14 protein-coding genes and 1 riboswitch are annotated in these 14,394 nt (G+C 26.6%); of the genes, 1 reads left to right on the forward strand and 13 read right to left on the reverse strand.

Going from position 1 to position 14,394, the window contains the following annotated elements; genetic code table 11:
• Positions 1–11: 11 nt before the first annotated feature.
• The 8 genes from IR152_RS18370 to IR152_RS18405 form a co-directional block, all read right to left on the reverse strand.
• Positions 12–602: a helix-turn-helix domain-containing protein gene (locus IR152_RS18370; protein ID WP_413927519.1), complete on the reverse strand. Its 591-nt coding sequence runs from the start codon at positions 600–602 to the stop codon at positions 12–14.
• A 970-nt stretch (positions 603–1,572) separates the two neighbouring features.
• Positions 1,573–2,181 (reverse strand): DNA-3-methyladenine glycosylase, encoded by a 609-nt coding sequence (locus tag IR152_RS18375; protein WP_227453295.1) that lies wholly within the window; start codon positions 2,179–2,181, stop codon positions 1,573–1,575.
• Between the two features lie 106 nt (positions 2,182–2,287).
• Positions 2,288–5,026, reverse strand: a complete 2,739-nt coding sequence (locus IR152_RS18380; protein ID WP_227453296.1) for a PAS domain-containing sensor histidine kinase — start codon at positions 5,024–5,026, stop codon at positions 2,288–2,290.
• Positions 5,027–5,173: 147 nt separating this feature from the next.
• Complete coding sequence (locus IR152_RS18385) at positions 5,174–5,965, reverse strand: MetQ/NlpA family ABC transporter substrate-binding protein (RefSeq protein WP_227453297.1); 792 nt, start codon at positions 5,963–5,965, stop codon at positions 5,174–5,176.
• Between the two features lie 37 nt (positions 5,966–6,002).
• Positions 6,003–6,659 (reverse strand): methionine ABC transporter permease, encoded by a 657-nt coding sequence (locus IR152_RS18390; protein WP_003427440.1) that lies wholly within the window; start codon positions 6,657–6,659, stop codon positions 6,003–6,005.
• Positions 6,652–7,617: a methionine ABC transporter ATP-binding protein gene (locus IR152_RS18395; protein ID WP_227453298.1), complete on the reverse strand. Its 966-nt coding sequence runs from the start codon at positions 7,615–7,617 to the stop codon at positions 6,652–6,654. Before IR152_RS18395 ends, IR152_RS18390 begins: the two co-directional genes overlap by 8 nt.
• Positions 7,618–7,722: 105 nt before the next feature.
• A riboswitch (SAM riboswitch) is annotated at positions 7,723–7,829 on the reverse strand.
• 286 nt (positions 7,830–8,115) lie between these two features.
• Positions 8,116–9,060, reverse strand: coding sequence for a helix-turn-helix transcriptional regulator (locus IR152_RS18400; RefSeq protein WP_227453299.1), 945 nt, complete (start codon positions 9,058–9,060; stop codon positions 8,116–8,118).
• 266 nt (positions 9,061–9,326) lie between these two features.
• Positions 9,327–9,926, reverse strand: a complete 600-nt coding sequence (locus IR152_RS18405; RefSeq protein WP_227453300.1) for a hypothetical protein — start codon at positions 9,924–9,926, stop codon at positions 9,327–9,329.
• 244 nt (positions 9,927–10,170) lie between these two features.
• Here IR152_RS18405 and IR152_RS18410 point away from each other — a divergent pair, with 244 nt between their 5' ends.
• Positions 10,171–10,767, forward strand: coding sequence for a DUF3793 family protein (locus IR152_RS18410; protein ID WP_227453301.1), 597 nt, complete (start codon positions 10,171–10,173; stop codon positions 10,765–10,767).
• A gap of 98 nt (positions 10,768–10,865) precedes the next feature.
• Here IR152_RS18410 and IR152_RS18415 read toward each other — a convergent pair whose 3' ends face one another.
• The 5 genes from IR152_RS18415 to IR152_RS18435 form a co-directional block, all read right to left on the reverse strand.
• Positions 10,866–11,858: an NrtA/SsuA/CpmA family ABC transporter substrate-binding protein gene (locus IR152_RS18415; RefSeq protein WP_227453302.1), complete on the reverse strand. Its 993-nt coding sequence runs from the start codon at positions 11,856–11,858 to the stop codon at positions 10,866–10,868.
• A complete protein-coding gene (locus tag IR152_RS18420) occupies positions 11,859–12,590 on the reverse strand; it encodes an ABC transporter ATP-binding protein (protein ID WP_227453303.1) in 732 nt (243 codons plus the stop codon).
• Entirely contained in the window at positions 12,583–13,353 is a 771-nt protein-coding gene (locus tag IR152_RS18425) for an ABC transporter permease (RefSeq protein WP_227453304.1), read from the reverse strand. Before IR152_RS18425 ends, IR152_RS18420 begins: the two co-directional genes overlap by 8 nt.
• 84 nt (positions 13,354–13,437) lie before the next feature.
• Positions 13,438–14,118, reverse strand: a complete 681-nt coding sequence (locus IR152_RS18430) for an AIM24 family protein (RefSeq protein WP_021405312.1) — start codon at positions 14,116–14,118, stop codon at positions 13,438–13,440.
• A 125-nt stretch (positions 14,119–14,243) separates the two neighbouring features.
• Positions 14,244–14,394: transposase (locus IR152_RS18435; protein ID WP_227453305.1), on the reverse strand; the 151-nt coding region annotated here is incomplete at its 5' end.

Raw genomic sequence — 14,394 nt, forward strand, 5'->3', positions numbered from 1 at the left:
ATAGTTAAAATTTAAGCTTCTTTAACTGCATCAGATTTCTCAAATGGATTTGGAATACTTACAACCAAAATTTTCACTAATTTATTAGTATAGTTAACCCAATTATGATTGTTCTTTTCACTATTATAATGTATTGTGTCCCCTGGATACATGTCTATTTGCTCATCCCCCAAAAACACTGTAAGAGTACCCTCTAATACATATACAAACTCCTCACCATTATGTACGTAACAACAAATTTCCTCACTGCTCTTACTTGGAAGAATCTCAACTAATCTTGGTAGCATTGTTTTTTCCTTTAAACTAGATGATAAATGATAATGTATAAATGTTGAATTTTCTACATCAAATACCTCTTTCTCATAACTTCTTAATACAGCTCTTTTATGCTCTTTTGGTTTCATAAAAAAATAAGTTAATTCTACATCTAGTACACTTGCTATTTTTCCTAAGGAATCTGTTGCTACACTTGTTAATCCTCTTTCAAGTTGTGATAAAAAACCAATTGATAAGTTTGTTTTTTCACTCATATCTTTCAGTGTCATTTGCTTTTGAGTTCTAAGTTGCTTTATTTTTGCTCCTATATCCTTATTCAAAACCATCACCCCTAAATAATTTTAATTTTTTCATAATATAAATACAAAAATATAAATATAGGTATTGACCTATCTTTATTTCATATTTTTAAATTTTTATAAGTATTACTATAATTTATTAATATTTTTTTGTCTATATTTTAAGATTATTTACGATTTATTTTTCACATATTTTTACCAACTAAATATACACTTTTTATAATCATTTATTCTCTATATAATAAAATTTAAGTTATTTATATGGATTAATATATTATTAAAATGATTTATAATAACATGTTAATCCTATTAATATACTTTAATCTAATCAATATATCTAAATTATATTTTATATTTTGCATTTTTCTTTCGCTTTAATTATTAAAAATTCAAATTATTATCTTATTATTTCTACACATTCTTACATCCTTTAGTACAATTATAACATAATTTTACAATTTAATGACATCTATTCAATGTCTTTTTTTACTCTGAAACATATTTTATTTTAGAGTTTAATATTATATATATTTTTTGGATACAGTCTTGTCAATTTTTAGATTGTCAAGAATTATTGAAGTGCTTTACATATATTTAAATTTCATCTTTTAATTTCTCATTTAACAGGAATTGCTTATGATAAAAAATATGATAATATCTCAATAATATTTTTTTAAATATATCTATATTCTAAATATAATTTCTTTTTTTGTCAAAATTTCTTCATTCTTTAATAATTAATTTATTACTTATAAAATAAACTAATTATCCATACAAATTTTATTATTTTTAATAAAAGGCAAAAAAAAATTAATTTTTATAGCTCATTTCACCAAAATATATCTTTATTTATATTAGCAAAATAATTATATATTTATTAAGAGTATGTTTGTAATTCTATAAGTTTATTTTTATTAAACTAAAAATTCTACAAAAAAATAAGATATATATCTATAAAACACATTCCTATAGATACATATCTCACCTATATCAAAATTTATTCTATATAAAAACGCCATAAAAAATCTTTTGCTTCTTCTGCATAATCTATATTTATACGCTTACTAGTTTTTATATCTAACTCATCTTTACTAAATACTTTTTTTCCTTCATCATTGTAATAAAAATCACTTATATATAATTCTTCACCCATTATACTCTTGCTATTTAGACTTCTATCTATTTTTAAAGCCTTACAAAGTTTTCCTGGTCCATTAGTAATATTTTTTATTTGATATTTACTCAACTCACTATAGGCTTTATTGTATCTATTTATAGATATCTCATCTAGAGAAGTTATAGGCTCTACTCCTCTTATCAACACACATTCTGGTACATTTTCTACATTTGCTGATAAATTTAAGCAGTTATACATACCATAAATTAAATAAACATATATATGTCCACCATCTAAATATAATGGCTTAGTTCTATCTGTTTTTTTATCACCATATACATGTGCTCCTTTGTCATTTACACCCATATATGCTTCTGTCTCTATGATTTTAGTAACAATTACTTTATTTTCATATTTCCTTATTAAATATTTGCCTAATATTGATTTGGCTAAATCAATTCCATTTTTCCTAAAAAAATCCTTTTCCAAAATTTCACCTCATAAAATTTATTTGCAATGAATTAAATACAGCTAAAGTAATAAATAAAACTAACTCTTATTAATCTGATATACATACAATAAATTCCAACATTTATTATTTATATATATCAAAAAATTCTATCTCAAACTTTTCAATATTATCATTGTAATTTGAATTGTCATATACTTCTTCAACAACTTCTTTAATTGGGAATATAATTTTTACATCAGTTCCTTCTCCTACCTTACTATCTATGTAAATCTTGCCATTTTGAATTTCAATCAACGACTTTGTAAGGCACAGCCCTATACCACTTCCAAATTCATTTGATATCCCACTGTTTTCAATTTGTTTAAATCGATTAAATATATCATTTAATTTTTCTTTGTCTATACCTACTCCAGTGTCTTTTATAATTATCTCTACAGTTTCCTCCTTTTTATATATACCTACAAGAATTTCTCCCCCTTCTAAAGTAAATTTTATAGCATTTGATAATATATTTAGTATTATTCTTTCTATAGATTCTGGGTCAAGCCCTACCATTACAGTTTCTTCATCCGTATCAAAAATCAAATCTATTCCTTTAGACTTAGCATAACTACTAATAGATGCAACTATTCTTTCTGTTATGTCAATAATATCAAAATTAACTGCTTTAATCTTGTATATATCTGACTTAACTTGAGAAATATTTATTATATTATCTATTAATCTCAATAATCTAAACATATTTTGTTTGGTTATTTTTATATGTTCTTTTAGTATATCCTGAAAATCAATTATTTTTCCTTTTTTATAAAGATTTTCAACAAGTTGAACTGAACTATATATATTATTTAAAGGTGTCTTAAGTTCATGAGATATATTAGCATAAAACTCCATCTTCATTTGGTCATACTGTCTTTGTTTTATTAATGCTTTCTTAAGTCTTTCAGACTCTCTTTGCACACTTAAATCCTTAATAATTCTCACTCTACTTCTTTTTTGTCCAAAGTACAATGTTCTTGATATCATTTTTACTTCTTTGATATGATTATTTTCATTTACTATATGAATACTCTTATCTCTTTCTCCTATATTTAAATTGTTTATGTATTTTTTTACTAATACATTTCTATATTTTTGTGTTGTAGCTCCTAATACATCACTAGAAATTCCGAACAACTCTCTGAAGGCTCTATTCGTATATAGAACTCTTGATGTACTTAAATCTTCAAGAAAAATAGCCTCTGGTATAGCATCCAGTAATTTTTCGTATATTATTTTTTGTTCGTTTACTGTTCTAAGGATATTTATCTCTTTAGTTATATCTCTAAATGTAAGCAATTTAAATAGTTTATTATCTGACCAATAGTCTCCAACTCTAACTTCTTCAACATGTTCTTCACCTTCTGAATCAGACATCACAAAATTAACTATACAATTTGCTGTGTCATTGTAACTTACTATTTCAGCTTTCTTTTCTTGTGTTAGATTTAATCTTTTAAATTCCCTATTATCAAAAAAGTCTATGTTAAAAGTTTCAAAATATTGTTCTAATGTCATATCGACTAAATCACTTGAAATACATTTAAAACTCTTTTCATATTTCTTATTTATACTTATTACCTTATTCCTCTTTATACCACCTTCAGCACTTCTTACAAGTATAGGAGATGGAATATTTAGTATAATGTTTTTATAATCTTTATTTATATTTCTTATTTCTTCGTCTAGTTTGATTTCATTTGTAATATCATTTAAACTTATTAAGTAATTGCTTTCGTCTTTATTATTACTTAAACTTAATAAATAGATTTTGTCATTTAATTCTACTAGTTTATCAATTATACTTATATCATTGTCAAATTTCTTTAATTTTTCAGCAACTTTTTCATCATCTTTTATAAAAGTTAATATTTTATAATAATTTTTCATGTCTTTTGAAAATTCATCTTTAAATTTATTATTTGTGTAACTTATATTAAAATCATAATCTGTTACTATCCATACATTTGGTATTGTATCAAGAGCTTGTCTAAGTAGCTCTTTTCTCTGGTCTATGTAGTTTTTTAATGTTCTTTGTATAATCATATCCTTTTCTATTGCTAAATTTATCTTTCCTAATTGCTCTGACTTTTTACTTAATTTTTTATTTATTGAATCAAGCTCGTAATATGGATATACTACTCTATTACTAAGACTGTATACATATACATAATACGTATGGTTACATAATAATAAATATATTACTCCTATTAATCTATCTGAATCTACTATACTAATCTTAGAAATTGCTACAAATCCTATAATAGTTATAAAAAAAACAAAGTATGTTAAATCTTTTATCAACTTATAGTGCTCAATCTTACTATCAAGTTTATTCAACAAATATAGCAAATTAAACAAAGATATGGCAACATTAATTAATACAATAATCATATTCCAGTTAATATCACTAAAAATATTTCTTATACAGTAATCTAATATCACAAAAGCACTATAAAAAATTAGTACTGGGCTTATTCTTAATTTTTTCACCTTAGAAATGGTTAAGTATATAAAAGTAGACATATTAATTATACTCAAATTTAGCAACACAATTTGGTATTTTTGAATTTTTAAATTCACTACTCCTAAAATATTTACAAAAACTAATACAAGACATCCTACTTTCAATATATTTATAAATTCATCTGTTTTAAAGCTACTTATATAAACTATAGAATATCCAAATATCCAAAGTAAAATTATTCTATACATATTTATAGAAACTGTATACAAATTTATATTTAAAAGTGCAATAACCAAAAATACCCCATTAGCTATTATATAGACCTTATTCTTACTTAAAGTTCCTTTAGATTCCATATTCCCCACCACTTCTTCATTTTTATATAGTTTTACCTATAAATATGTTACCACAATTCTTCCAAAAAATTTGTCACTTTCTAGTTATAAAAAAAAATGAGTAAACATTTTTAATTTTACTCATTTTATAGATTTTGTGTATTCAATTTAGAAAGCTGGAACTATACTTCCTTTATATTCCTCTTGTATAAATTTTTTAACTTCTTTACTATTCATAGCCTCCGATAAAGCTTTAATCTTATCACTATCTTTATTATTTTCTCTACAAGCTATTATATTTACATATGGAGAATCACTTGATTCTATTATTATTGCATCCTTAGTAGGATTTAGGTTAGCTGTTAAAGCGTAATTAGAATTTATTACTGCTCCGTCAACATCTTTTAATACTGTTGGTAATTGTTCTGCATTCATTTCTTTTATTTGTATATTTTTAGGATTTTTAGTTATATCTTTTTTAGTTATAAGTTCTCCATCTTTTGCTTCTATTAATTTATTTTTTACTAATAATTTAAGTGCTCTAGCTCCATTAGTTGCATCATTTGGCACAGCTATAACAGCTCCATCTTTTATTTCATCTAATGACTTAACTTTTTCTGAATAGAATCCCATTGGCTCTATATGAACTTTAGATGTATACGTAAGTTTATATCCTTTCTCCTTCACAGTTTCCTCTAAAAATGGAATATGTTGAAAGAAGTTAGCATCCAAAGACCCTTCATCTAAAGATGTATTTGGAAGTACATAATCGTTAAATACTTTTACTTCTAAATCATATCCTTTTTCTTTTAACAAAGGTTTTGCAACTTCCAATATCTTTGCATGTGGATTTGACGAAGCTCCTACTAGTATTTTTTTATCCTCTTTGTTTGAACATCCTACTGCTGATATTGCTATTGCTGACACCAATGCTACTGACAATAATTTCTTTAATTTCATTTTTTACTTCCCCCTCTTTAAAATGTTTATGATTAAGTTATTTTAGTTTCTTATAAGCCAGATTTCCTACTCCTTGGATTATTTGAACTAATATTACAAGTGCTATTACTGTATACACCATTACTGCTGTATCAAATCTTTGATATCCATAAATAAGTGCTATATTACCTAGTCCTCCAGCTCCTACTGCACCTGCCATAGCTGTATAACCAAGTATAGATATTATTGATAATGTAATTCCAGATACTATTGAAGGCATAGCTTCCTTTATCATAACCTTAAAGACTATTTGTCTTTTTGTAGCTCCAAAAGATTTTGCTGCTTCTATTAATCCTTTATCAACTTCATTTAATGAGCTTTCTATAATTCTAGCAATAAATGGTGCTGCACCAATAGTTATTGGTACTATTGCAGCAGTTTCTCCTATACTTGTTCCAACGATTAATCTAGTGATTGGAATCATTGCAACTATAAGTATCATAAACGGGAAACTTCTAAATATATTTACTATAAATCCTAAAGCACTATTTATTGTGCTATTTGGTTTTAATCCATCTGGTTTTGTAACTACTAATATGATTGCTAATATAAACCCTAATATTGTTGCCACTATAGTTGGTACTATAACCATATACAAAGTTTGTAACAATGCACTTGGAAATAGTGTTGTTAAAAAATCAATTAAACTATTCATTTATCATTTCCTCCCATCTTATGCCCTTACTAGTCAGATATTGTTTTACTTGCTCTCCACTTTTATCTGAAATGTTTATAATAAGTGAGCCTAGAATATCATCTTTAAATTGTTCTAATTTACCAAATATTATAGACACATCTATATTTAGTTCTCTTGCCATAGTCGTAATAATAGCTTCATTAGAAATATCTTTAGGGAATAGTATTTTTATATTTGTTCCCTTTGGTAATATTATACTTTCTTCACCTATTAATTTTCTAAGTCCTTTAGTATTTCTTAAGAATATTTCTTCTGTATCTCCTACCTCTAAAACTTCTCCATTTTCCATTATTGCTACTCTTCCACAAATCTGCTTTATAACCTCCATTTGATGAGTTACAACTATTATTGTTATTCCCAAATTTTTATTTATATCTTCAAGCAACGAAAGAATTGATTTTGTAGTATTTGGGTCTAATGCTGAAGTTGCTTCGTCACAAAGAAGCACCTGTGGATTTAGTGCTAAAGCTCTAGCAATTGCAACTCTTTGTTTTTGACCACCACTTAGATTTCTAGGCTTATCATTTTTCTTTTCAGATATTCCAACTACTTCTAATAACTCTATAACTCTTTTTTTGATTTCTGCCTTTGAATATCCAAAACATTCTAATGGCAATGCTACATTATCAAATACAGTTTTTCTTTCAAGCAATGAAAAGTGTTGAAAAATCATTCCTAACTCTTTTCTTAAATCTCTCATTTGCTTTTCACTCAATGCCTTTACTTCCTTACCAGAAACAAGTACATTACCTTCTTGATATTCTTCTAATCCATTTATACATCTAAGTAGTGTTGATTTTCCTGCACCACTATGACCTATTATTCCAAAAATTTCTCCAGATTCTATTTCTATACTTACATCTTTAAGCACTTGAATCTTTCCATAATACTTATTAACATTTTTTATGCTAATCATAAAATTTCCTCCCATATATTCTGCTTAGTTTTTATGTTTATCCTCGCTTATGTATTACAACAAAATAAAAGCCCGAGTATAAACTCAGGCTTAGAAAGCTATTTATACTCATCTATCAACTATATTAGTTGCAGGATTTAGCACCAATGTATATAAAATATACTGGTTGCCGGGTTTCAAAGGGCCAGTCCCTCCACCACTCTTGATAAGACGTTATTTAATTTAATTCTATTATCATTTGTTGCTATGTTATATATAATATATTCAATAATAGTATTTGTCAATAAATTTATTTAAATTTTTTATTTTTATTATCGTTAAATAACTATTTTTAATTAGTTTTCTAGCTCCTAACACTTTATATTTTAATGTACATATAACTACAAAATATCATTATAAGAAATATATTAAATAATATTAATCTATCTAAATCACTTGTAAAATAAATTAAGAAAATTAACATTTTTCCAAACTCTATTCTATCTTAAATAAAATAATTTAAAAACAATGATGATTGTATAGCTCCAACACTTTAGATTTTATCAAAGATTTGAGTTCTATTGGTTCTATTGTTGTAGCATTTTTCCCAAAAGTTAAAAAATATTCAGCCACCCAATCAAGTGTGGATTTTGGTATACGCATATCTATGTATCCACCTTTAGGCAAAATTTTCAATCCTCTTGCCAACAAAAACTCTGTTTCACAACGTTTTACTCCCTCATCTGTCAAATTAATTTTAATATGATAATCTGTACCTACTTCCATATTATTAAGATAATCATGTATAGAAGATAAAACCTTATATTTTTTATTTGATAAGTTTTCTATACTCAAAATCTTCACAATTCTATCTACACGAAATTCCTTAATAGACTCTGATTTTATACAGTAGGCTGGACAATACCAAAGTCCATTCATGGCATACAAACCAATAGGAATAATGGTACGTATACTATTTTTTTGCTTTGATGAATATTCAATTTTAATTGTAGAATCATTCATTACTATATTGAACAATTCCTTCAATAATGGTGTTGAGCAATGCCTATCTGGTGTCCAAAAAACAAATTTACGTCTCATATTCTCAATATTATATTGAATATCATTTGGTATACAATTTAAAATTTTCTTTAAAGCAGAAATAGTTTCTTGCTCAAATGGTAAATCATTATAATATTCTAGTGACTGATATGCAAAGAATATAGATTTTATCTCACTTTCTGAAAATGTAATCGATGGAAGCATACGTTCTTTGAGTACATGATATCCTCCAGCTGCTCCAACTTTTGAATATAATGGAAATCCAATACTCTCCAGCACCTGTAAATCTCTTAGTATAGTACGTTTTGATACAGAAAATTCTTCTGCTAATTCTCCTGCTGTAAAATTTCTTTTTGCATTTATTGTTATCATCAGTTCAATTAAACGTTCAGCTCTTGACATGTTTACACTCCTAATTTCAATATAGTGACAATAATTGTCACTATTCTATGGTAAGATATTCTTACATTTAAATCAATAACAATAAAGAAGGGACTGATATTTTATGGAAAATAACCTCTAAATAAATCATAATGAAAATATTGAGATTACAAGATAAAAATAAGCATCTTGATAACATACAAAAAAGCGAAGCCAAAAAATATACTATTTACAAGGCTTCGCTATATTTAAAGTATTTATTTTTAATTTTGAGACTATTTATTCTATTATTTTTTATTATTTCCTGTTATTCCCAATCTATCATTCATATCTTTTATCATTTTTCTAAAACCACTGCCTATATCGTTTCCAACGTCTTCAGTCCCATGAACTAGTTGCATAAAGTCATTTTGACCTTTTTTCATATCTTCATCAGATACATTATCTAATTTTTCTAGTCTTTCATCTATATCTTTTACTAATCTTTCACCTTCAGCAATTAGGTCATCATTCATTCTCTTTAACTCTGTATCCTCTGTTTTACCATCTTTTTTAAGAGATGTTACAAATGATTGTATTTTATCTCTACTATCCTTATATGCAGCCTTTACATCACTTAGATATTTTTCATTTCCTGGATATTCTTTATCTTTAAACTGATTATTTATACTTTCTGGAGTATCATAAATAGAATATCTATTTAGTCCTGCTATATAATCATTATAGCTTGTTGAATAATAATTCATATATCCTTCATTATTATTTACAGATTCATTAGGATTTTTTCCTGCATTTTCACTTGGTTTTTCATTATCTCTAGCACATGCAGTTATTCCTATAGCTAGTACTAATGCTAATCCTACAAATAAAGTTCTTTTTAGTTTCATTTTTATTACCCTCCTAAATCTTTTATACTACAAAAAATTTTAATAATTTTCTTTCTTAATTTAGTATTTCTATATTTTTATTTTTTATTTACTAAAATTAAACAATTTATAATTTATTTTTTTGGAAATCATAATAAATGAATAATTAAATAAAAAAATATAATTTTGTTATTGATACTGATTATCATTCATAGTATAATCTAATTACTTGATATTAATTTTCATTTGAAGGAGGTTATCTTTTATGTCTTATTGTAATTCACAATTTTGTTGTAAGAATAAAATCGAATCATCATATATAAAATGGCTTTTAGAAGTTTTAGGTCCAGTTTTTTTAGGGTCTAAACCTGCTGAAATAATAAATATTTCATTTACTGATGTAAATAGAGAGGAAAAAATTAATGATATTTACAAATATCTATATAAATGTAAAAAAATAGATTTTGTGGTTATTGATAAAGAAAAAAAGGGATTAAAAATATTATTTGTAAACAAAAAAGCATTATCAGAAAAATTAAAATGTAAAAAAACAGTAAATTTTTTAAAGTTTTTAGGATACAAGCAAAATATGAATGTTAATGCTTATTTAGAACATTTAATAGATAAGCTTAAGAGTGATATTTTTCCTGATGAAATAGGTATTTTTTTAGGATATCCTCTTAAGGATGTAATTGGATTTATGGGATATAGTAATTATGAAGTTTCTATGATTAAATATTGGAAGGTTTATGGTGACACAAAACAATCAGAAGACACATATTCCAAGTTTTTACTTCATCGTAAAAAAATGAGAAAATTACTAGACTACATAAGTGTAGATAAAATAGTAAGTTGTTTTTAATTGTATTTTTATATATAATAATCAGAATACACCCTTTTTACTATACAGTTTCAATAATAAATAAGGGTGTATTTTCTACTTTAATATTTTAAAATATTCTAATTTTGATTGTATAACATATCTTTAATATTTATTTTCTTTTCTTGCATTCCATTAGACATCAAGAACTCCTGTGTATCTTCTAGTTCTTTTATATCCTTATCTGTTATTTTAGAACTAAAGTCATACCAAGAATACATTTCTTTTGTTTCATCTAAAGATAACCCAACTTCTTTAGATACAACATCCATCACTTCGTCCTTGCTTTCATTCATATATTTTAAAGTTTCTTCATGAACCTTCATAAATCTTTTTACTAACTCAGGATATTTTTCAGCAAAATCATCACTTACAGCAGTAACTATTATTCCACTTACTAATTCTTCTCCATTTACAATCATTTTAGCGCCTGAATTTATTGTTTTCAATGCCACTGGACCTGCAAGCATTGCTACATCAGCACTTTTACTTTCTAATGCAGAAGCAGCACTAGGAATATCCATATTTACATATTCAACATCATCTGTAGTATAACCTTCCTTATCAAGTGCAGCAATCAACAATTGATGAAGTATAGTACCTTTTGGACCTACAATTTTTTTACCTTTTAAGTCTTTTATAGACTTAATATTTTCATTATTAGTTATAAGCATATACCCTTTTGGTGAACGGCTATAAATATTCGTAATTTTAAGGCCAACGCCATTTGAAGCAGCTATTATTGCAGATGTCCCACCCAGTGCATGTAAAAAATCTAGCTCACCTGATGCTAGTGCTTGAGTTTGCTCTGGCCCTGTTGTCAATTCATGGAAATTAACTTTTATATTGTCCTTTTTAAATTCCTTTCCAAATAAATCATCCTTTTTTTCTAATATACTAGGAACATTAAGTGGTGATTTCACATAAGTTAGATTTATTTCCTTAGGTAAACTAGCCTCTTTTTTTGCAGGTGCATCTTTCTCATCATTTGTTGTTGAACATCCCACAGTCCCAACCAACATCATTATTAAAGATGTCATTACTGCTAAAATCTTCTTGTTTTTTTTAATCAATTAAAACTCCCCCAATTCCCTTAATATTTCTTTTTTCAAGCTTATATAATAGTTTTTAGTTAAATCTCTATTATATTCATTTTCGACACTAAACTGTTTAATCCTTTTATTTTTACTAAAAACAATTATTTTCTTTGCTATTTCCATAGCTTCTTCAATATTGTGAGTTACAAATACTACACCTTTTTTAGTATTTTTATGGATATTTACAACTTCTTTTTGCATTTTTCTTCTTGTGAAGTAATCTAGTGCTGCAAATGGCTCGTCCATTAGCAAAATATCTGGATTAAAGGAAAGTGCTCTTGCTATACTTACTCTATGAGCCATTCCTCCTGATAATTCATTTGGATATGAGTTTTTAAATTTTTCAAGCTTCATCATTTTTAAATACTTGTCTAAATCAACTTTATTTCTATTATCTTTTTCAGTATGTAAAAGTATATTTTCACTTACATTCAGCCATGGCATAAGTCTACTTTCTTGAAATACCATTCCTACTTTTGGAGTACACTTTTTATCATTATTAAAAAAATATATGTTTCCACTAGTAGCATTTTCAAGCCCTGCTAAAATTCTAAGTAGCGTTGTTTTCCCACATCCACTTTCACCTAATATAACAGTTATCTCTTCACTAGATATATTTAAAGATACATTATCAAGAACTAAATGCTCTTTATTATCAACTAAATATTTCTTGTGTATATTCTCTAGCAAAAATCCATTTCTAACCATTTAAATCAACCTGCTTCCCTTTGCTAAATTTTGCTATTGCCTTTGAAAATAAATAATCTGAAAGTATACCTAAAAATCCAATAACAAAAATTCCTACCAACACAACATCAGTTCTAGACATATCTTTCCCATCAGAAATCAAATATCCTAGCCCTGAAGAAGCTGCAATAAGCTCTGCTCCAATTATAGCTCTAAAACTATACCCAAGCCCTAAACTAAGTCCAACAACAATATCTAACATAGAATTAGGGATTATTATTTTATAAAAAATTCTCTTTCTAGATAAATTAAAAGATTTACCTACTTCTATTAATTTATTGTCACAATTTTTTATACCTTTCAATGTATTTAAAAATATTGGAAAAAAGGACGCCAAAATAATAATTATAATTTTAGATTCTTCACCTATACCAAACCATAAAATAAGCATTGGCACCAAAGCTAGTGGAGGTGTACTTCGCATAAATTCAAATAGTGGTTTGAAATATTCATACATTTTTTTATTTACTCCAAATACAACTCCAAGTGGTATAGCCATCAATGAACTTATTAAAAAACCTATTAATATCCTTCTTACACTGGCATAAACATTTAAGAAAATAGAACCGTCATATATCATTTTTATAAAAGTATCTAAGACTATTTCAGGAGGAGGCAGAATATAGCTACTCCATATACCCAAAACACATACTATCTTCCATAAAATTAAAATTATTAAAAAAATATAATATCCTTTAAACCTTTTATGAATTTTCTCAAACATATAAAACTCCTTTTAACATATCTATCCCTGCTACCCTTTTTATTTTTTAATATCTTAAATAATAATTAAGCTATATCATAAGATTTAATCTATGCCAAGTCTTAATCCACCTGAACTCATTCTATCAGAAGGTGTAGAATCTGTTTTTAAGCCAGACAATCTTTCAGATGGCTGTATAATGACTATTTGTCCAGGTTCAACAAATTCCATATGATAAGATTCCCCTGAAGTCTGACCAATAAAAGTCTTCCATGATAGTTTTGATACTTTAGGATATGGTTCTCTTCCAGTCCAAGCTACTAATGCATCTGGGTCAACACAACAAGGTCCTTCAAGAATTAGAGGGTTACCATCTGTTATTATAGCAACATCTTGATTTTGACCTGTTTTATTTACTAAATGTGTAGTAAAAAGACCTTTTTGAGATATTACCCCTGAGCCAATCAATTTTACACTGTAATTTAATTGTTCAGAAAATGCCAATAAGTTTTCACTCTCAACATAAATGGAATCACCTGGGTCAATTGATATTACATCTACGTGGTAAGCATTTTGAGCTAGGTAAATTTCACCTTCACCTTCAACCACCATTATTGGCATTTGTTCTCCTGTCAATGACCTCTGAACATGACCTAATAACGCTCTTCCTAATCCACCACCATTACTTGGACCTAACAGCAATTTTTCAAAATTAAAATTTCCTTTAAAGGCTACCATAGCACCTTTTTTTGCAAAAAATTTACCACTTCCCCTTGCTATACACATAAGCTCATTTGTCACCTGAACCTCCCATGACTAAAGTCACAGAGTTCCTGCTTCACAGAATTTTGCATACTAAAATATGTATTCTCCACAGGCTATCCCCGTAGTTCCTACGGTTCTTACATAAGTTATTTATTTTGAACTGTTATTAATCTTAATCCTTCTTTTAATATATTTATACTTGCATTTATATCTCTATCGTGAGTTTCATTACAACTAGGACAAATCCATTCTCTTATATTTAAGTTCTTCACTTCCTCGTTTTTGTACCCACATTTA

Origin of the sequence: Clostridioides sp. ES-S-0108-01, from assembly GCF_020662285.1 — a bacterium.
GTDB lineage: Bacteria > Bacillota > Clostridia > Peptostreptococcales > Peptostreptococcaceae > Clostridioides.